This is a genomic window from Hymenobacter gummosus (assembly GCF_003970915.1).
GTDB lineage: Bacteria > Bacteroidota > Bacteroidia > Cytophagales > Hymenobacteraceae > Solirubrum > Solirubrum gummosum.
The window spans coordinates 14,537-32,039 of record NZ_RXOF01000017.1 but is presented as its reverse complement, the minus strand read 5'-3'; the positions used below and the strand labels follow the sequence as shown (position 1 = coordinate 32,039).

The following is a 17,503-nucleotide window of genomic DNA, read 5'->3' as shown; positions in this document are numbered from 1 at the left end:
GAGGCAAGACATTCTTAAATATACTCTTCTCTGCTACTGACACCAAAATCTAAGCTGCATCTGGCGTACCTAGCTCAGTGTAGCTCGTAACCTCCCCCAGCCGCCCGAGCGGCCAGCCGGTACCGCGCCGCCGGAGTCGTCCGGGCGGCGCGGGTTGGGTTTTGAGCCTGACTACTATTTTCACGGTATGGAAATCGGGCCGTTTATTCCGCTTACTTCTGACTATGGCTTCAAGGCCACGTTTGGCAACGAAACCAACGATTTGTTTTTGCGCACGGCCTTGCAAGCGCTTATCAAGTCACCGGTACCCATCCGGCAGGCGCAGCTGGAAAAGAATGCCTTCGAGGCCCTGACGCTGGACAGCCGCAGCGGCATCTTCGATTTGGCCTGCACCGACGAGTTGGGGAATCACTTCATCGTGGAAATGCAGTTGGGCCACGCCCCACACTTTGTGCAGCGCATGAAGTTCTACGCCCTGCACAAATTCAACACCGTGGTGGAGCGGGGCCGGTTTCTGTACGCCAATCTGCCCCGCATCTACTGCATCGCCTTTCTGGAAAAGAGCGTGCTGCCCACGCCGCAGTACCACACCCTGGCCAATCTGCGCAACGAGCAGGGCGAACCGATTGATGAGCAGTTGACGTTGATTCTGGTGGAACTGGCTAAATTCGACAAGTCCGCCGACGTGGTTTCCTCTGACCTCGACAAGTTAATCTATACCATGAAGACGCTGCATAATGCCCCCGCCGACCCTGTGCAGTGGCCCACGTTCTGGAACGAAGAGTGGCTGCAACGGGCCATCGACGAGCTGAACACGCGCAAGATGACGCCGGAGGAGCGTTTCCAGTTTGCCCGCTATACAGCCATCAATGCCGAAGCGGTAAATGCCGAAAGGGCCCGCCTCAGCGGCGTGATTCAGCGGAGCCTACAACTAGGCCTAACGGTAGAGCAGATTGCTCAGATCAATGAGGTAAGTATAGACTATGTGCGGGAACTGCTTCAAAATCTGAACGACGAATAGGTTTCCCGGTAGCAACCTCAAGCTATAACGCAGAAGCCCTAATCCTCAGCCGCCGCAACGGCCAGCCGGTACCGCGCCGCCCGGAGTCGTCCGGGCGGCGCGGGGTGTTTCTGTTGAAACCTAAACCCACCAGCCGGAGTTGTCCAATTAGACAACTTTGCGTAGCTTTCAGCCAATGGCCAAGAAACGCGAACTGTTCTTCTTCAAGACGTACTTCAAGGAGTTCTACGATGCGCAGACGCCCAAAGTGAAACAGAAGATTCTGTGGACGCTCAAGCTGGTAGAGGAGTTGGACCAGATACCGGAAACCTACTTCAAGCACCTCACCGGCACCGACGGCCTGTATGAACTACGGGTGCAGTCCGGCAATGACATTTTCCGCATCTTTTGCTTTTTCGACAGAGGTAATCTGATTGTAGTAGGCCACGGCTTCACGAAGAAGACACCCAAAACGCCCAAGAACGAACTGGCCCGCGCGGCCGTCCTCAAAGCCGAATACTATGCCAGCCAACGAAAACCTGACCAGCCTTAGCCAGTTCATCGAGCAGGAACACGGCCCCGCCGGCAGCAAGAGCCGGGAAGAGTTTGAAGCCGGCTACGAAGCGTTCAAGCTCGGCGCCCTCCTCCAACAGGCCCGCCAAGCCAAGGGCCTTACCCAGCAACAGCTAGCCGACCTGGCCGGCACCGACAAAGCCTATATTTCCAAGCTGGAAAAGGATTTGAAGGACGTGCGCCTATCCACATTGCAGCGCATTATTACGGATGGCTTGGGCGGCCACCTGGAGCTTTCCATCAAGTTCTAGCTTCCCTCACGACGGCGCCAAACACCTGCAACAGCAGGGGCTTGGCTTCCCGAAGCAGGCGTTTTGCCTTGGCCCGCTTCGAGCGTACATGACACTTGCCCATTGGTTAAGGAGATGGGCGTTGCCTCACCCACTTCTTGAAACCCCGGTTGCGCCAACAGCCGGGGTTTCGCCGTTCATAGGCGACCGTGTTGGCTGGGTGTTTACCGTACGTTGGATCAAAGGTAACACGGCGGCACTATTACCCTTTGCAGCAACCTAAACCTCCCTCAGCCGCCCCGGCGGCCAGCCGGTACCGCGCCGCTTGGGAGTCGTCCGGGTGGCGCGGCATTGTTTCAGCGGTTACTCGGCCGCTAGCAACGCCGCTACTTCCTGTTTCAGCTGCGGCAGGTGGCGCACGACGATGCTCCACACCATTTCATCTGACACGGAATCGTAGCCGTGGATGATGCGGTTGCGGGTGGCAATGATCTGGCGGGCGTTGGGAAGCTGGAACGCCGGGTCGAATTTCAGCATGCGGCCCACGGCTTCGCCCATGATTTCGAGGTTGCGCTCGGTAGCGCGGCGGGTACGCACGTCCTGCTGGTAGCGGGTGAAGTCCAGCGGTTGCCCAGCGAAGAAGCTTTCGATTTCTTCAATGGCTTGGAGCACGTCGTGCAGGCAGGCGCGGATTTCAGGCTGCATACAGAAGTTGCTGAGTAGCTTCCAGCCGCTGGCGGAAGTAGGGGTTGCGGATGCTTTGGGCTTCCAGCAGGTCTACCGGCCGGCCCAGCAGGTCCTCCAGGGCGAACTTGAAGCGGAAATAGTTATCGGCGTAGTCTTCCAGCGGCAAGGGCTCAAACTCCGCTACCAAGTCGATGTCGCTGTCGGGGCGAAAGGTGTCCGTCAGTACCGAGCCAAACACCAGCAGCCGCCGCACCCGGTGCTGCTGGCACAATTGTTTGATGGCGTCGAGGTCTACGTTGGTCTGCATAACGGGTGAAAGATACGGCACGACGGCACTTTTGATTAGCTGCGAAGGGCCGAAATGCCCGGTTGCTGTAAAAGCCCCAGGCCTCCCTAAGCCGCCGCAGCGGCCAGCCGGTATCGCGCCGCGCGGAGTCGTCCGGGCGGCGCGGGTGGCTTCTGGGGTCGGTGCCAGCTGGCTAACCCCAGAACGTATTGCTGACTTACCTTGCTATTCCCCTAGCATTGCGCAATCAGTTTATGGAAGCATTCAAGCCACCTATCAAGCTTACTCAACGCGGCCCCAAGCGGCCACTGCTGTTCCGCCGGTATCCCGCGCTACTTTTCGGGCTGCTAATGACCCTGTTGCAGAATGCCCTCCCGGCTTGCGGCCAACCCCCGCTGCGCCTGACGGCGCGGGTCGATACGACGAATAAGGACGTAAAAAGCGTATTCCAGCTGGTTGGCCGCTACCTGAACAACCACCCTGACAGCTTATTTGCCAACCCAGACTGGCAGCCGGCGGAAGTCCAGCGGCAGGTGGTCGGGCACCAGGAGCGGGTGGACCTGGCGGCGCCCTTTCTATTTGCCGACCTGCCGGCCCGCCGCATGCTGGCCCTGTACCAGCCCACCGTGCTCAGCATCGAGCCGGTCGGCAGCAAATACCTCGTCCGGGTGTTGTTTTACGCGGAAAACCCGCCCAAGTGGATAACGGATTCCCGGTGGAATCCGCCCCACATCCTGCGCTACTACGCCGCGCGCGACGCCGGCGGCGCCTGGAAGCTGGAGAACAGCTGGGGCAACGAGCTGGCCCGCTGGCGGACCTACCAGACGCGCTGGATTAGCTTCCATTACCCGCCCACGCTAGCGTTTTCGGAGGCTAAAGCCCGACAAGCCAGCCGTTTTTGTGATTCGCTGGCCACTACCCTGAAACTCCCGGACGCGAAGCCCTTCGACTATTACCTGATGAGCAGTGAGGAGGAGTTGGGCCGCTTGTTCAACTTCGATTACTGGCTGGCCTACAACACCGGCTTTACCCAAAAGGCGCACAACCGAATTTTCTCCGCCCGCGGCCGGGAAAGTCACTTGCACGAGTTCGTGCATATCATGTACCACCCGGTACCCAATTACTTTTTGGCCGAAGGTATTGCTACCTACCTGGGCGGGGTCGACGGGTACACCCCCTACCAGCAGACGCTGCGGGACGTAGCGCGGGACTTGCTCAATAAACCAACCGTCAGCTTCGCCGATATCTACAACAACAAGTATCGAAACCAGACCAATAACAACCCGCGCTATGCCGCCGGTGCGCTCGTTTATGCCCTGGTCAGGGCGAAGGTGGGCATTGCCGGGTTTGCGAAACTGGAGGAAAGTGCCAATACCTACGAGTCGTTGCTCGGGCAGGTAGGCCAGCTGCTGCACCTGAAACCCACGCAGGTGGAGGCGTATTTGCTGCGGGAGTTAAAAAGCTACGCGACGTACAACTAAGCAAGCCGGGGCTCTGGCAGCCAGCGCCGTTCAAGCAGCTGTCCGCAGCCGCCCCAGCTGGTACCGCGCCGCGCGGAGTCGTCCGGGCGGCGCTGGGCGTTTTGAGGCAGTCTGGCCGATGTAGAGACGTAAAGCCCTCGTAATCCGCAACTCCCCCAGCCGCTGCAGCGCCGCCCGGAGCCGTGCGGGCCGCTTGAGGCACGTCGAATCCCACTCACCCGTGCATCTTAGCGGCCCGACCTCTCCCCGCTCCCACCCATGCCCCGGGCCTCCGCTCCCACCCCGTCCCGCACCCTGCCCATCATCGTGGTGGCGCAGTTCTGCTGCACCTCGCTCTGGTTTGCCGGCAACGCCATTGCCCCCGACCTGGCCGCCCGCCTGCAGCAGCCCGCCGCCTTCGTGGCCCACCTGACCAGCGCCGTGCAGCTGGGCTTCATCAGCGGCACGCTCACGTTTGCCCTGCTGGCCGTGGCCGACCGGTTTTCGCCCTCCCGCGTCTTCGGTTTCTGCGCCCTGGCCGCCACTTTCTGCAACCTGGGCCTGCTGCTGCCCGCCACCGGCGCCCTGCTGGCCGGCCGCTTCCTGACGGGCTTTTTCCTGGCCGGCATCTACCCCGTGGGCATGAAAATAGCGGCCGACCACGCCCCCGCCGGGCTGGGCAAGTGGCTGGGCTTCCTGGTGGGGGCGCTGGTGCTCGGCACGGCGTTTCCGCACCTGCTCCAGAGCGGCGCGCTGCGGCTGTCCTGGCAGCTGCTGCCCGGCGCCACGTCGGTGCTGGCCGCGCTGGGCGGGCTGGCCCTCTGGCGGCTGGTGCCCGACGGGCCCTACCGCCGCGCCGGGCAGCGCCTGCAGCTCACAGCCTTTTTGAGTGGGTTTCGGTTGCCGGCCTTCCGGGCGGCGGCCTTCGGCTATTTCGGGCACATGTGGGAGCTGTACACGTTCTGGGCCTTCGTGCCGCTGATGCTCACGGGCTACAACCAGGCCCACCCCGGGGCCGCCCTGCCGGTAGCCGCCTGGTCGTTCGGGCTGATTGGGGTTGGTAGCCTGGCCTGCGTGGGCAGCGGGCTGCTCTGCCGGGTGGTGGCCCCCCCGCCGGCTGGCCCTCACGGCGCTGGCCCTGTCGGGGCTGTGCTGCCTGGCCTCGCCGTGGGTGCTGCGCGGCGCCCCGCTACCGCTGCTGCTGGGGTTTCTGCTGTTCTGGGGCCTGGTCGTGGTGGCCGATTCACCCATGTTTTCCAGCCTGGTCGCCCAGCACGCCCCCGCCGCCACCCGCGGCACGGCCCTGACCATCGTCAACTGCCTGGGCTTTGCTATTACCGTGGTCAGCATTCAGCTCACCCGTTGGCTGGCCGGGCAAGTATCCGGCCCCAATGTCTACCTGCTCCTCGCCCTTGGGCCCGCCCTGGGCTTGCTGGCGCAGCTAGGCGCCCGACCACACCCCGCCCCGCAGGCGTAGCCCCGGCCGGGCGCCGTCCGCGCCGCCGTGCTACCTTTGCCCGCCGCCCTTTCAGCCTACCCAGCCGACTTCCACCCCATCCCGACTTCATGGACCAAACGCTGCGCCGCGGCGACGGCAGCATCTTCCTGACCCTGCACTACCACCCGGCCGACAATTGGGTGCACGCCCATTGGACGGGCCGCCAAACCCTGAGCACCGTGATGAGCGGCGGCCTGACGCACCTGGACATGATCCGGCAGCGGCCCTGCGCCAAGCTGCTCAACGACCACCGCGACCTAGTGGGCACCTTCCTCGAAGCCAACGACTGGATTCAGCAGGTCTGGACGCCGCTTATCATCGCGGCCGGGCTGCGCTCCATCGGCCAGGTCGTCTCGCCCGACGTGTTCGGGCAGTTCTCCATCGAGGATTTGCAGCGGCGCATCAGCAACCAGCTCGACCTCTACCTGTTCGAGGACATGCACGCGGCCCAGACCTGGCTGCGCGCGCAGTAGCCGCTGGCTCCAGCCCTGCCCCGGCGCCATCCGGCCCACACTCCTTGTGCAGCTGCACCGCTAGTCGTCCGGGACTCCCCGAGCCGTTCGTTTCGGCAGCGCGGCGCCGGGGCGCTTCCAACGCGGAGCGGAGGCCCCTGGTTTAGCCCAACGCTACGTCGAGCCGCACCGCGAAGCCGCCTTCGGGCCCGGGGCCGGCCGTGAGCGTACCGCCCAAGGACTCGGCGCGGCGCTGCATGCTGCGCGGCCCGGTGGCGGGCGGCTGGCCATTGTCGCGCACGGAGAGGTGCAGGCGGCCAGCCTGGCGGCGCAGGTCCACCCACAGGGCGGTGGCGCCGCGGGCGTGGCGCACGGCATTGGTGACGGCCTCCTTGAAAATCAGGTACAGCTGCTGGCGCAGCTCCGAGGCCAGCGGCCCCTCGCCGTTGTCGAGCCCTGTCACGTCGAGGTGGGTGCGCAGGCCGGCGGGGGCGGCGCTCTGGTCGAGGTGCTCCCGCATGCGGTCGAGCAGGGCCCCCACGTTGTCGGCCTGCGCGTCGATGCCCCAGACGATGTCGCGCATGGTACCGGCGGCGCTGCGGGCATTGGTCAGCAGCCGCTCGAAGGCCGGGTTGGGCGCGGGCTGGGTTTGGTGCAGCAAGTCGGCCTGCATGCTCACGCGGGCCAGCAGGGTGCCCACCTCGTCGTGCAAATCGGCGGCAATACGGGTGCGCAGGTGCTGCTCGCGCAGCAGCCGGGCCAGGCGGCGGCGCTGGCTCAGGTACGCCAGCACGCCCACCGTCACCAGCACCGCCGCGCCGGCCAGCAGCAGCACAGCCTGCAGCTGGCTGCGCTGCTGCTGGCCGGCGCGCAGCTCCTGCACCTGGGTTTGCTGGGTGAGCGTGCGAATGCGCAGCTCCTTCTGCTCGGTGTCGTAGCGCACCCGCAGGGCGGCAATTTCTTCGGTTTTGGCCGTGTTCAGCAGGCTGTCGTGGGCGGCTAGGTAGCGCTGCTGCCAGGCGTAGGCCTGGCGGTAGTCGCCCTGCTTCTGGCTGAGGCTGGCCAAATCGGCGTAGCACTCGGCCACCACCTCGGTGTTGTCGCTGTGGCGGGCGTAGGCCAAGCCCTTGCGGCTGGCCTGTTGGGCGGCGGCCCAGTGGCCCAGCGCCTGCTCAATGCCGCCCAGCAGGGCGTAATTGACGCCCAGGTAATAGAGGTTATCATCAGCGGCGGCCAGGCGGATGGCCTGCTGGGCGTACTGCCGGGCCTGCTCGTAGCGGTGCTGGTCGTAGGCCAGCTGGGCCAGGTTGGTGAGGCAGCTGGTCTGGCCCAGGGCGTTGCCGAGGGAATCGTAAAGGGCCAGGGCGCGGGTGAGCTGCTGGCGGGCCGGCGCCACCTGACCGCGCAGGCGCAGCACGTTGCCCAGGTTGCCGGCAAACAGGGCTTCGTCGGCGGCGGAGCGGCGCTGCCGGGCCTGGGCCAGGGCCTGCTCCAGGTAGCGCTGGGCTTCGGGGTACTCCTTCTGCAGCAGGTGCAGGCTGGCCAGGCCGTTGTAGGCAAAGCCGATAATCTGCGCGTTGGCGGGCGGCTGCTGGGCCAGCTTGAGCGCGGCCAGGAAGTAGCGGGTGCCGGCCAGGTAATCGGCGCTGTAGAGGGCGCAGTTGCCCAGGTCGGTGAGGCACTTGAGCTGCCCGCGGCGGTAGCCCAGGCGCCGGGCCAGCTGCAGGCCCTGCTTGCCGTAGGCGGTGGCCTGCCGGAGGTCGGAGTTGCTCAGCTGCCAGCACAGCTCATCGAGCACCAGCACCCGGTTGGTATCGGCGGGGCCGGTGTGCAGGCGCTGGCGCAGGCTGTCGAGGCCGGAGCCGCCCGCCACGGCCGGCCGCAGCGGCAGCACCGCGAGCAGGCAGCCCGTAGCCAGCCAGCAAGCCCGCAGCAGTTTTATAGAAGCAAATTCGGGGAATGACGAATCCGCGAATATCGGCGGGCGGCGCCAAAAAGTGCGGACGGCGGGAGCGGCGCTACGGCCGGAGCTGGTCAAACCGGGCGCGGTACACGGTGGTATCCGTGGCGGCAAACTGCACGCGCCGGTTGTCCTGCTTGGGCAGCTCAAACTCCCCGTTGAGGGTAAACTTCACCTCCGTAAACAAGTAGCCCGTGCGGGTGGTGACGACGGCCCGGTACAGCCGCCCGGGCACCACGGGCGTCAGCGGCAAATCCCGCTCCCAGCTCAGCGGCTGGTCGCGCCCGCGCAGGCCCACCTGCCGCACGTCGGGCCGGTGGCTCACGTCGAGCAGGTACACCACGGTTTTGTCGGCGGCGGGCTGCACGCAGCCGGTGAGCAGGGCGGTGCCGAGCAGGCCCAGGCGGCTACGCGGGTTCATGGCGGCGGGGTTGGGTGAGCAGGTAATCGAGGCCGAAGCGGCCGGAGCCGAGCAGCAGCGCGGGCAGGGCGGCCCACAGAAAGCCGGCGGCGGGCAGGGCGTTCCACGTACCCTGCGGGAGCTGCTGGCAGAAGATGGCCACCAGCATGGTGCAGATGATGAGCCCGGCCGATACCCGCGTGAGCAGGCCGGCGGCCAGCAGCAGCCCGCCCACGGCTTCGCTGAAGGCGCCCATCCAGGCGAAAAAGGCCGGAAACAGGGCAAACACCCCGCCGTAGGCCGCCACGTCCTGCGGAAACCAGTAGGCCACCTCGAACAGGCCCAGGTTGTTGTCGGGCGGCGACCAGGGCAGGCCGAACTTGGAGGCGCCAAAATCGGCGGCGAGCAGGTAACCGCACACCAGGCGGGGCAGCAGCAGCAGGGCATCCTGCCACCAGTGAGGCAGCAGCAGTGGGCGGAGCAAGGAACGAAGCATAGCAGATTTGAAAAGGTGAAACCACTCGGCTTTTCACCCGGCGTCGGCGGCGTGGTACCGGGCTGCCGGCCTGGCGAGGAAAGCGGGGCAAATCTGCTTCGCCGCACCTGGCGCGGTGCTCCAAATCATAAGTTGACACCCGCTAATTAGCGGATCTGGGGCCTTTTGGGCGGATTTGGGCCGGGCCTCGACCCCGGGACCAGCCGCCTGCGCCGGCCCGGGCTGGTGGGCATGGCGCCCGAGGTTTTATTATTGCAGCCATGGCAATCTGGCAGTACCACCTAACGGCTATTCCGGCCGCCGAAATCCGGCGGCGTTTCAGCAGCGTGCCCGCCCGGCTGTTCATCAACCACCAGGGCTGGCAGGAATACTGGGCCAATATCCCCGTCGGCGACGCGCTGCCCGACCCGGCCTTCGAGGACGCCTACACCATCAGCTGGTGGGCCAACGCCCGGCTGCCGGCCGCTGCTCTGGCTGCCCACCTCGACGGCATCCTGCCGCGGGCCGGCTGGGGCGGCCTGAGCTGGAAGGGCGACCTGGCCCGCGACGAAGACCACGACTGCTCCGTTAGCGCCCATGCGGCTACCGGTTGGGTGGAGGAATTTCAGTTTCGCACCGACCTGCGCGACCCGACCAAGGCCCGCACGTTTCTCACGGCCATGCTTGCTCTGTGCCAGCGCTACCACCTGCTGCTGCTGGCCGAGGACGGCGCCCTGCTGCCAGCCACCCTCAGCGAAGTGGCCCCGGCCCTACTGGCGTCGAAGGCGGCCCGCTACCTGACCGAGCCCGCGGCGTTTTTGCCGCAGGTGCTACGCCAGCTCCCCGGTAGCCGTTAGGCCTGGTCGGGCGGGCTTTTTGTGCTTTATTCACCTTTTTCCAAGTCCTGCCCATGCTCATCCCAGGTTTAGCTCAGCGCCGGCTCCCGTCCTCCGCCCTCCTGCTCTTCGCCCCCTTCCTCCTCAGCGCCTGCGACGCGCTGATGGGCAAGGAAGTAGCCCGCCTGCCCGTCAACGCCCTCAGCGCCCCGGGCCGCGACGTGGTGCGCGCAACCACCGTGCAGCTGCAACAGGGCGACAAAGTGGCCCTGTGGTCGGAAATGGATGTGGGCTACCAGGGCGAGGCGCAGCTGGAGTTTCAGGTGCAGCTGCTGCAGAACGGGCAGCCGGTGCAGCGCCTGGCCTTCGACCCGCGGGAAAAGGACATCAGCCTCAAGGAAGTCAAGACCAGCGTCAACGGCGACGTGAACTGGAGCTTCACGGGCCGCAACGCCAGCTTCGTGGTGCCCGCCACCGGCGCCTACACCCTCAAGGCCCGGCTGGTAGCCATTCCCCACGCCACGGTGCAGCTGCGCAAGGCCGAGCTGGTACTACGGCGCTAGGGTTCGTCGTTTGCAGCCCCGACCGGCCCCGCGGAGTCATTTTCGCTGCGCTCGTGTTAGCAAGCCGCCCCGCTGCGGGCGTTTTTCCCGACCGATGTTCCTCCTCCCTGCTTTTCCCGTTTCGTTTGCTGGGCCCGGCCGCGCGTGCTGGCTGGCCGGCGCGGCCCTGCTGCTGACGACGCCCCTGCGGGCCCAAACTCCCTCCAAGGATGCATCCCTGGCCGGCATCTGGCAGGGTGTGGAAACCGACCCCGACGAGCCGGGCAAAACCTGGCCCACCCTGCTGCGGGTGCAGAACGGCAAGGGCAACAGCCTGTTCGGGGTGCTCTACGAGGAAGTTGGCGGCCGCTCCCACGTGACGGTTACCTTCCAGGTGCAGGCCTCGCGCACGGCCACCGGCCTGCGCCTCAACCAGGTGCGCAAGCTCAACGAAACCGGCCAGAGCCCTTTCAGCTACTGGTGCGAGGGCTCCATCGTGTTCAGCTACGACGCGAAGGAGGAAAAGCTTACCGGCCGCGCCGCCTACGACCCGGTGGGCGACTGTAACCACGGCAACTTCACGCTGTACCGCGTCCGGCTGAAATCGGCCGCCACGGTGCCGGCGGCCACGCCCACTACCATCCGCGTATCGGGCCGCGAGGTGCGCTGGTACGCCGACCCCGAGCTCAAGCAGCCCCTGGCCAGCGGCAACGAGTACCGCACCAAGCTCAGCAAAACCACCACTTTCTACATCACCCAGGGCTACTACCGCACCCGCGAAAGCGCCGTGGTACCCATCACCGTGAAAGTGGGCGGCGCGGCCCCCAGGCCTACCCCGCCCCCGGTAGCCGCCACGCCTGCCCCCGCCGAGCCCGCCCTGCCCCCGCTCGATACCGCCCGCCGTACTCCGGCTCCGGCGCCAAGTCCGACGCCCGCGCCGGCGCCCGTCGTCACCGAGAAGCCGGTGGTACTGCCCACGGTGCTCTTCAAGCTGGGCACTGCCGAGCTGCTCGCCGATGGCCTGCCCGCCCTCAACCAGCTGGCCGCCCAGCTGCGGGAGCGGCCCGCGCTGAAGCTGCAGATTGCCGGCCACACCGACCGCGTGGGCGAGCCGGACAAAAACCAGGCGCTGAGCGAGCAGCGGGCCGAAGCCGTGAAGGCCTACCTGGTGAAAGCCGGCATTGACGCCGCGCGCCTGAGCACCACCGGCTACGGCGACACCCGCCCGCTCTACCCCTCGCCCGACGCCCGCAACCGCCGCGTGGAAGTGGCCGAGGTGAAGTAGGATTCAGCAGCAGGTGCCGGCCCGGCCGCCCAGGCGCAATGCTCCGGGCACCCAACGACAACGGCCCGCCCCGGTTAGACCGGTGGCGGGCCGCTTATTCTTGTGCGGGGCCGCGCTTACTGCTTCACCAAGGGCCGCGTCACGCGGGTGCCGTCGATATCGAGCACCAGCACGTAGCTGCCGGGGCGGCGCAGGCCCAGCTCGGCGGCGCTGAAGTGCCACTCGTGCGTGCCGGTAGCGGCCGTGGACTGCTTGAGCACGGTGCGCAGCCGCCGACCGGCCGCGTCGAGCACCGTCACCGTGACGGGCGCGGGGCGGCTGAGCGTGTAGCTCAGGTTCAGCGTTTCCACCACGGGGTTGGGGTAGGTTTCCAGGCGGTAGTCGAAGGCGGCGGCCTGCAGGCGGGTGCCGGTCGTGGTGTTGGTGACGGTCCACTCCGTCACGTAGGTGTGCTGGGCGAAGTGGCTGGCCGCGCGCGAAAAGGCCGTGGTGTCGGTTACTTCGGCCCGCACGACGTGCGAGCCGCCGCTCAGCGCCGCCAGCGGTACCGTTACGCGGTCGGTGTTGCGGGCCAGCAGGTTGCCGTCGCGCCGCCACAGCACGCGCAGGGTGTTGGGCGCGGGCGCCAGCAGGTTCAGGGCGAAGGGCACGGCGGCGGTGGGGTCGACCACGGCGGCTGCGGCCGGGCTAAAGCCCTGCACCGGCGGCACCAGCGCGTGAATGCGCTCCACGAAGGCTTCGCGGCACACCGGGCAGAAGGGCACGCCCAGGTAGCGCATCTTGCAGTTCTGGTGCGGCCGCTGCCAGGCCGGGGATTCGGCGTGGGGGTACACGCCCGCCCCGCCGGTGCCCACCCAGGGCGCCCAGCGCACCAACGCGGGATTGGTCTGGGTCGTCATGTTGAGTCCCTCGGCGGCGTACTGCGGGCCGGCCCAGTACTCATCAGCCAAATCGGCGAAGGAGTGGCCGATTTCGTGAATGCTGATTTCACGGGCGTTGCTGTTGATGGACGACGTGGCTACCGTGCCGCCCGCCCCGCCGTACTCGGTGGTATTGACGAGCACAAAGGCCTGGTCGTAGAGCGGGAAGTTCGTCGCCAGCACGCTGGCAATGGCGCTGTTGCGCGCGGGCACCAGCAGCCGGTGAATGCCGCCCACGTCGAAGGAGCTGCCGAAGTACGTGTTGATGATGGCCCGGGGCATGGCGGAGCAGTCGGCAGCCGTGCGCGGGTGCTGGGCCCCGAAGTCGGAGGAGGGCACGCGCACGGCAAACACGTTGAAGTAACCCTGGTACTCGCGGAAGGGCGACTGGGCAAACATGCCCGTCACCACGTTGCGCACGTCGCTGACGAACTGCGGCAGCTGGGCGGGCTGGTACCCGTCGCTGAGAAACACCAGGTTGATGCGCTGGCTGAGCGGCCCGGTTTTCACGAGCGTATCCACCGGAAATGGCACCGACTGGGCGCCGGCGGGACGAGCGAGCAGCAGCCCGAGCAGCAGCAGCAGGGAGTAGAGTTTAGTCATGGGCTGGAACAGGGAAATCGGTGGTACCTATGCTTTGCTGGTCGATGAACTCCTCCACGCGCACCCCGGCCGCCTGCGGCAGCAGGGCCAGGCGCACAAAAAACTCGGCTTCGGGCAGCGTTACGGCCTGCCGCTGCAGCGCCCCCTCGGGCGTCGAGGTTTCCACGGCGCGCCGCAGCGGGTGCGCCACCACCACTGCGGCCACCACCTGCCGCCTGGCATCGAGCTGGGCAATGCGCAGGTAGGCCGGCTCCCCGGCCCGGACGGCGGCGGCCGCGGGCTTGGGCGCCCCGGCCACCACGGTGCTCTGCAGCAGCTCGATGGCGGCCGCGCCGGCCGGCTGGGCCGTGGCCTTGAAGCTCATAAACACCATCTGCGGCCGGGCCGCCGGCGCGGGCGTGGGGGCCGGTGGCAGGTAGCGCCCGGCCGCCGCGGGCCGCTGGCAGCTGCTGCCCAGGGCTACGAGGAGTACCAGAGGCCAACAAGAATACAAGGCGGGCATCGTTTTCACTTAATCGACAGACGGTTAAAGGTATCCGAATTGGCAGATAAAACCGTGCGCCGGGCCGGGTTGGGCAGCACTTTTCTTTCCGCTGACTTGCGGCCCCGGCCACTTAAGTAGTCGGACTTAGCTCCGGGTATCGATTGGTAGAATCTTTATACCCAACTACCAACTGCTGACTGTCTACTTAGCTTTGCCGCTCCCACTGCCTACCGTCCGAACTGCCATGCGCCACCTGCTCCTGCCCGCCGCAGCCCTGCTGCTCACCGCCCCCGCCGCGCCAGCCCAGTCGACACCCTGGCAGGGCAAGCAGTGCGCCGTGGTGCTGACCTACGACGACGCCCTCGACGCCGACCTGGACCGCGTCGTGCCGGCCCTGGATTCGCTCAGGCTGCGCGCCACGTTCTACCTCATCGGCTCCTCGCCGGTGGTGGCCCGGCGGCTGGAGGAATGGCGGCGGGCGGCCAAGCGGGGCCACGAGTTGGGCAACCACGCCCTCATGCACCCCTGCGACGGCACGCGGCCCGGCCGCTCCTTCGTCACCCCCGACACGGACCTGAGCAAGTACACCGTCACGCGGGCCGTGCAGGAAATCCGGGCCACCAACACCCTGCTCACCGCCATCGACGGCCGGACCACGCGCACCTTCGCCTACCCCTGCGGCGACCGGACCATAGCCGGCCAGGATTTCTACGCGCCCCTGAAGGCCGATTTCGTGGCTGCCCGCGGGGTGAGTTCCGGCCTGCCCAGCGCGGCCCAGGTCGACCTCACGAACGTGGCCTGCTACTCCATCAACGGGCAGTCGGCCGCTTACATGCTGGATTTGGTGAAGCAGGCCCAGCAGACCCACACGCTGCTGGTGTTTCTCTTCCACGGCGTGGGCGGCGGCCACGCGCTGAACGTCGACGCCGGGGCCCACCGCCAGCTGCTGCGCTACCTCAAGGCCCACGAGCGGGACATCTGGGTGGCGCCGCTGGTGGAGGTGGCCGCCAGCGTGAAGGCTCAGCAGGCTGCGGGCACTCCGGCCCGGTAAACGCCGGGCGGCTTGGCTGGCGGGCCAGGCGCCGTTTTCGCGCGGCCGGCCGCACGTTACGCCCTACCGACGAATCAATTAGGGCCGCTCGGCAGTATCTTTCCCTCCGACGCTACCCCTGCCCCACCCATGCCCGCTACCAAAGCCGCCCCCGCCCAGTTTGAGCTGCGTTTCGACCGTCCGGCCGCCCCGGCCCCGTCGCCCACCGACTGGCCCTGGCCCCTGCCCACGCCCGACGAAGCCGCCCCCGCGCCCCACGTGCTGGAGCTGGCCCGGCTGGAAACCCCGCTGGGCCCGATGATGGCCGGGGCCACGGCCGAGGGCGTCTGCCTGCTGGAGTTTTTCGAGCGGAAGGAGCTGCAAACCGAGCTACAGGACCTGGCCCAGCGCTTCAACGCCCGGGTGGTGGAGCGCGACAACGCCCACCTGCGCCAGCTGCGCGCCGAGCTGGCTGAGTATTTCGCCGGCACGCGGCAGGCATTTACGGTGCCGCTCGTTACGCCCGGCTCGGCCTTTCAGCAGCAGGTGTGGCAGGAGCTGCGCCAGATTCCCTACGGCCACACCCGCAGCTACGGGCAGCAGGCCCTGGCCCTTCGGAAGCCCGAAGCCGTGCGCGCCGTGGCCGCCGCCAACGGGCAGAACCGCATTGCTCTTATCATTCCCTGCCACCGCGTCGTCGGGGCCGACGGTAAGCTGACGGGCTACGCCGGCGGCCTGTGGCGCAAGCAGCGGCTGCTGGCCCTGGAGCAGCAGCACCGGCAGCCCACGGCCGGCCAGCAGATTATGTTGTTTTAGCGGCTTCCGGGCCCGCCGCAGGTTTGCCGGGCCGGGCTCCGCCGCTATCTTACGGGCGTTATTTCTCCTTCAGCCGCCCGTTGCATGAATGCACGTTTCCTCCTATTAAGTCTTGGCCTGACGGCCCTGCTGCAGACCACAGCGCAGGCCCAGGTTTCCGACAACTTCCGCAAAACCGCCAAGCAGCTTGGCTCGACGGTCTTCAAAGACAAGCTGCCGGAAGACCTGCCCCAGGCTAAAATTCTGTTCATCCGGTTCGCCCCGGTGGAAGTGCCGGCCCAGCGGCCGCAGGGCATGTCGTCGGAGGCCTATACGCGGCTGCGGTGGCACAACCAGAACTGCGGCTGGTCGACCGAGCAGCTGCGGAAAGCGGCGCAGAAATACCCCTTTGCCTACCGCATCACCACCCAGGATTCCATCGGCTACTACCGCGACCAGGGCTACAAATACCTGCTGCTGCACGACTCGTTCAACAGTTTCCTGACCAACGACTACCAGGGCGTGCGTACCCACACGAGCATGAGCGGGGGCGTCACGCACCAGCGGATGGATATTACGACCGTCGACCTGTACGTGCAGGACCTGACGACCAACAACTTCTACGTAGTCGACCAGTTCCGGGAGTATCACCTGTACAAGTACAGCCTGCTGATGCCTTTGCTGACCAAGAAGGTCGGCAAGACGTTTCCCGCTAAAAGCTGAGCCCGACAGCCAGCTCGCCCAGAAAACAATGATGCATGCCTAACAATTATGTAACAATTGCGTATTATCTTTGCAGCAAGAACGTGGGATTCACCAACATAGAAAATAGACCATGAAAAAGACCACCGCCGTTTCGACGCTGTTGCTGCTGGGTGGCCTCGGTAGCCTGGGGCTGTGGGCAGCCCGTACGCTGAACTTCTCGCTGCGCATCGACTCGCTCGACGAGGACTATAGCGACTATTGCTGCTAAGCCGCGGCCGCTCTTTCCGGGAATACCTATAAAAAAGCCGGCCCCGCGCAAGCGGGGCCGGCTTTTTCGTGCGCTGAACTTACCAGCCGGTTTGTACCCGCGCTACCTCCGCCCCCACCTGCGTCTGCAGAAACGCGGCCAGCTGCGCATCGTCGTAGGTGACGGTGTTCTGGCGCAAGGCCCGCCAAAGGGCCGGCAAGGCCGTGGCGCCCTGCTGGCCGTAAATACGGGCCGCCGCGCGGTGCAGCCGGCATTGGTACCAGCCGTAGTTCAACGGCTTGGTGCTGGGCATACTTTCGTACTGCTGCTCGAAGTCGGCCAGGGAGGTGTATCCCAAGGTTTTGGGGTCGGTGCCATCGACGACCACCTGCGGAAACAGCTCCAGGGCGGGCAGCAGCGCGGGCTCCTGCGTAGCCACGAAGGTGTGCAGCAGCACGTTGGCAAACAGCTCCTCCAGCCAGTAGCGCGGCCGCCCTAGCCGGGCCTGCCGGTAAAAGGCGTGCCCCAACTCGTGCACGGCCGTCAGGTCGAAAAAATTCATCATGGATACCGACCCGTCGGCGGTGCGGTATACCTGCTGCACCTGCCGGGCCTGGGCCGGCGACAGTTGCTTGGCCGGGGGTACGCTGCCGCGCCACATGGCGTTGTCTTCGGCCGCTACTACGAGTATGGTGTCGCCCGCGGTGTGGGGCATGCCGTAGGCCTGGATGCGGGCGTACTTTTTCCAGTCGGCCGGGCCGAGCACCAGCAGCGTCACGCGCGGGACGAACCCCAGCAGCGCGGGCTGCTGGAGGTATCCGATGGCCCGGGTGCAAAGCTCGGCCATCTGCCGGGCGCGGGCCTCGTGGCCGGGCGTGGCATAGACGGTCAGGCGTGCGGTTTTCTGGGCCACCAGGCCGGCGAAGGGCCCGGCCGGAGCAGCTGTCTGGGCGTGGCTGTGGACGGGCGCGGCCAGCAGCAGTGTGCCGAGCAGCAGCGCGCGGAGGAAACGGGTAATAGTCATGGCAGAAGGTC

20 protein-coding genes are annotated in these 17,503 nt (G+C 66.3%); 12 read left to right on the top strand and 8 right to left on the bottom strand.

Annotation, left to right across the window (positions count from 1 at the left end; translation table 11 throughout):
- Positions 1-187 precede the first annotated feature (187 nt).
- The 3 genes from EJV47_RS22875 to EJV47_RS22865 all read left to right on the top strand — a co-directional run bounded on the left by EJV47_RS22875 (position 188) and on the right by EJV47_RS22865 (position 1,824).
- A complete protein-coding gene (locus EJV47_RS22875; protein WP_126695540.1) occupies positions 188-1,021 on the top strand; it encodes an Rpn family recombination-promoting nuclease/putative transposase in 834 nt (277 codons plus the stop codon).
- A gap of 175 nt (positions 1,022-1,196) precedes the next feature.
- Positions 1,197-1,553 (top strand): type II toxin-antitoxin system RelE/ParE family toxin, encoded by a 357-nt coding sequence (locus EJV47_RS22870; protein WP_126695539.1) that lies wholly within the window; start codon positions 1,197-1,199, stop codon positions 1,551-1,553.
- Positions 1,522-1,824, top strand: a complete 303-nt coding sequence (locus EJV47_RS22865; protein ID WP_126695538.1) for a helix-turn-helix domain-containing protein — start codon at positions 1,522-1,524, stop codon at positions 1,822-1,824. The genes EJV47_RS22870 and EJV47_RS22865 overlap by 32 nt, the downstream gene beginning before the upstream one ends.
- Before the next feature lie 342 nt (positions 1,825-2,166).
- On the opposite strand, the gene EJV47_RS22860 is transcribed toward EJV47_RS22865, so the two are convergent.
- Both EJV47_RS22860 and EJV47_RS22855 read right to left on the bottom strand, forming a co-directional pair.
- Entirely contained in the window at positions 2,167-2,508 is a 342-nt protein-coding gene (locus EJV47_RS22860; RefSeq protein WP_126695537.1) for a HepT-like ribonuclease domain-containing protein, read from the bottom strand.
- Positions 2,498-2,797 carry a nucleotidyltransferase family protein gene (locus tag EJV47_RS22855; RefSeq protein ID WP_126695536.1) on the bottom strand — a complete coding sequence of 100 codons (300 nt, stop codon included), beginning with the start codon at positions 2,795-2,797 and terminating at the stop codon, positions 2,498-2,500. The genes EJV47_RS22860 and EJV47_RS22855 overlap by 11 nt, the downstream gene beginning before the upstream one ends.
- Before the next feature lie 329 nt (positions 2,798-3,126).
- On the opposite strand from EJV47_RS22855, the gene EJV47_RS22850 reads away from it, so the two are divergent.
- Positions 3,127-4,257, top strand: a complete 1,131-nt coding sequence (locus EJV47_RS22850) for a hypothetical protein (protein WP_126695535.1) — start codon at positions 3,127-3,129, stop codon at positions 4,255-4,257.
- Positions 4,258-4,515: 258 nt separating this feature from the next.
- Entirely contained in the window at positions 4,516-6,207 is a 1,692-nt protein-coding gene (locus EJV47_RS22845) for an MFS transporter (RefSeq protein WP_126695534.1), read from the top strand.
- A 142-nt stretch (positions 6,208-6,349) separates the two neighbouring features.
- On the opposite strand, the gene EJV47_RS22840 is transcribed toward EJV47_RS22845, so the two are convergent.
- From EJV47_RS22840 to EJV47_RS22830, 3 genes are all read right to left on the bottom strand, one after another.
- A complete protein-coding gene (locus tag EJV47_RS22840) occupies positions 6,350-8,080 on the bottom strand; it encodes a tetratricopeptide repeat-containing sensor histidine kinase (protein WP_165903892.1) in 1,731 nt (576 codons plus the stop codon).
- Between the two features lie 124 nt (positions 8,081-8,204).
- A complete protein-coding gene (locus EJV47_RS22835; protein ID WP_126695532.1) occupies positions 8,205-8,567 on the bottom strand; it encodes a hypothetical protein in 363 nt (120 codons plus the stop codon).
- Positions 8,554-9,042, bottom strand: a complete 489-nt coding sequence (locus EJV47_RS22830; RefSeq protein ID WP_126695531.1) for a DoxX family membrane protein — start codon at positions 9,040-9,042, stop codon at positions 8,554-8,556. Before EJV47_RS22830 ends, EJV47_RS22835 begins: the two co-directional genes overlap by 14 nt.
- Positions 9,043-9,302: 260 nt before the next feature.
- Here EJV47_RS22830 and EJV47_RS22825 point away from each other — a divergent pair, with 260 nt between their 5' ends.
- The 3 genes from EJV47_RS22825 to EJV47_RS22815 all read left to right on the top strand — a co-directional run bounded on the left by EJV47_RS22825 (position 9,303) and on the right by EJV47_RS22815 (position 11,684).
- The gene (locus EJV47_RS22825; RefSeq protein ID WP_126695530.1) at positions 9,303-9,878 is read left to right on the top strand and encodes a hypothetical protein; all 576 of its coding nucleotides are present in this window, start codon (positions 9,303-9,305) and stop codon (positions 9,876-9,878) included.
- Positions 9,879-9,931: 53 nt separating this feature from the next.
- Positions 9,932-10,420 carry a hypothetical protein gene (locus EJV47_RS22820; protein ID WP_126695529.1) on the top strand — a complete coding sequence of 163 codons (489 nt, stop codon included), beginning with the start codon at positions 9,932-9,934 and terminating at the stop codon, positions 10,418-10,420.
- Between the two features lie 94 nt (positions 10,421-10,514).
- A complete protein-coding gene (locus tag EJV47_RS22815; RefSeq protein WP_126695528.1) occupies positions 10,515-11,684 on the top strand; it encodes an OmpA family protein in 1,170 nt (389 codons plus the stop codon).
- 116 nt (positions 11,685-11,800) lie between these two features.
- Here EJV47_RS22815 and EJV47_RS22810 read toward each other — a convergent pair whose 3' ends face one another.
- Together EJV47_RS22810 and EJV47_RS22805 are read right to left on the bottom strand one after the other, a co-directional pair.
- Positions 11,801-13,207, bottom strand: coding sequence for a M64 family metallopeptidase (locus tag EJV47_RS22810; RefSeq protein WP_126695527.1), 1,407 nt, complete (start codon positions 13,205-13,207; stop codon positions 11,801-11,803).
- Complete coding sequence (locus EJV47_RS22805; RefSeq protein ID WP_126695526.1) at positions 13,200-13,718, bottom strand: hypothetical protein; 519 nt, start codon at positions 13,716-13,718, stop codon at positions 13,200-13,202. The genes EJV47_RS22810 and EJV47_RS22805 overlap by 8 nt, the downstream gene beginning before the upstream one ends.
- A gap of 217 nt (positions 13,719-13,935) precedes the next feature.
- Here EJV47_RS22805 and EJV47_RS22800 point away from each other — a divergent pair, with 217 nt between their 5' ends.
- The 4 genes from EJV47_RS22800 (at position 13,936) to EJV47_RS28210 (ending at position 16,489) form a co-directional block, all read left to right on the top strand.
- On the top strand, positions 13,936-14,742 hold the full coding sequence (locus EJV47_RS22800; protein ID WP_126695525.1) for a polysaccharide deacetylase family protein: 807 nt from the start codon (positions 13,936-13,938) through the stop codon (positions 14,740-14,742).
- 129 nt (positions 14,743-14,871) lie between these two features.
- Positions 14,872-15,537: a methylated-DNA--[protein]-cysteine S-methyltransferase gene (locus EJV47_RS28950; protein ID WP_126695524.1), complete on the top strand. Its 666-nt coding sequence runs from the start codon at positions 14,872-14,874 to the stop codon at positions 15,535-15,537.
- Between the two features lie 84 nt (positions 15,538-15,621).
- Positions 15,622-16,239, top strand: coding sequence for a hypothetical protein (locus EJV47_RS22790; protein WP_126695523.1), 618 nt, complete (start codon positions 15,622-15,624; stop codon positions 16,237-16,239).
- 112 nt (positions 16,240-16,351) lie between these two features.
- Positions 16,352-16,489, top strand: a complete 138-nt coding sequence (locus EJV47_RS28210; protein WP_165903891.1) for a hypothetical protein — start codon at positions 16,352-16,354, stop codon at positions 16,487-16,489.
- A 79-nt stretch (positions 16,490-16,568) separates the two neighbouring features.
- Here EJV47_RS28210 and EJV47_RS22785 read toward each other — a convergent pair whose 3' ends face one another.
- Positions 16,569-17,492: a hypothetical protein gene (locus EJV47_RS22785; protein WP_126695522.1), complete on the bottom strand. Its 924-nt coding sequence runs from the start codon at positions 17,490-17,492 to the stop codon at positions 16,569-16,571.
- Between the last annotated feature and the right edge of the window lie 11 nt (positions 17,493-17,503).

Excerpts from the sequence above, each read along its gene's own strand:
- EJV47_RS22875 (WP_126695540.1), top strand. The coding sequence starts at position 188 with ATGGAAATCGGGCCGTTTATTCCGCTTACTTCTGACTATGGCTTCAAG.
- EJV47_RS22870 (WP_126695539.1), top strand. The coding sequence starts at position 1,197 with ATGGCCAAGAAACGCGAACTGTTCTTCTTCAAGACGTACTTCAAGGAG.
- EJV47_RS22865 (WP_126695538.1), top strand. The coding sequence starts at position 1,522 with ATGCCAGCCAACGAAAACCTGACCAGCCTTAGCCAGTTCATCGAGCAG.
- EJV47_RS22860 (WP_126695537.1), bottom strand. The coding sequence starts at position 2,508 with ATGCAGCCTGAAATCCGCGCCTGCCTGCACGACGTGCTCCAAGCCATT.
- EJV47_RS22855 (WP_126695536.1), bottom strand. The coding sequence starts at position 2,797 with ATGCAGACCAACGTAGACCTCGACGCCATCAAACAATTGTGCCAGCAG.
- EJV47_RS22850 (WP_126695535.1), top strand. The coding sequence starts at position 3,127 with ATGACCCTGTTGCAGAATGCCCTCCCGGCTTGCGGCCAACCCCCGCTG.
- EJV47_RS22845 (WP_126695534.1), top strand. The coding sequence starts at position 4,516 with ATGCCCCGGGCCTCCGCTCCCACCCCGTCCCGCACCCTGCCCATCATC.
- EJV47_RS22835 (WP_126695532.1), bottom strand. The coding sequence starts at position 8,567 with ATGAACCCGCGTAGCCGCCTGGGCCTGCTCGGCACCGCCCTGCTCACC.
- EJV47_RS22830 (WP_126695531.1), bottom strand. The coding sequence starts at position 9,042 with ATGCTTCGTTCCTTGCTCCGCCCACTGCTGCTGCCTCACTGGTGGCAG.
- EJV47_RS22825 (WP_126695530.1), top strand. The coding sequence starts at position 9,303 with ATGGCAATCTGGCAGTACCACCTAACGGCTATTCCGGCCGCCGAAATC.
- EJV47_RS22820 (WP_126695529.1), top strand. The coding sequence starts at position 9,932 with ATGCTCATCCCAGGTTTAGCTCAGCGCCGGCTCCCGTCCTCCGCCCTC.
- EJV47_RS22815 (WP_126695528.1), top strand. The coding sequence starts at position 10,515 with ATGTTCCTCCTCCCTGCTTTTCCCGTTTCGTTTGCTGGGCCCGGCCGC.
- EJV47_RS22810 (WP_126695527.1), bottom strand. The coding sequence starts at position 13,207 with ATGACTAAACTCTACTCCCTGCTGCTGCTGCTCGGGCTGCTGCTCGCT.
- EJV47_RS22800 (WP_126695525.1), top strand. The coding sequence starts at position 13,936 with ATGCGCCACCTGCTCCTGCCCGCCGCAGCCCTGCTGCTCACCGCCCCC.
- EJV47_RS28950 (WP_126695524.1), top strand. The coding sequence starts at position 14,872 with ATGCCCGCTACCAAAGCCGCCCCCGCCCAGTTTGAGCTGCGTTTCGAC.
- EJV47_RS22790 (WP_126695523.1), top strand. The coding sequence starts at position 15,622 with ATGAATGCACGTTTCCTCCTATTAAGTCTTGGCCTGACGGCCCTGCTG.
- EJV47_RS28210 (WP_165903891.1), top strand. The coding sequence starts at position 16,352 with ATGAAAAAGACCACCGCCGTTTCGACGCTGTTGCTGCTGGGTGGCCTC.
- EJV47_RS22785 (WP_126695522.1), bottom strand. The coding sequence starts at position 17,492 with ATGACTATTACCCGTTTCCTCCGCGCGCTGCTGCTCGGCACACTGCTG.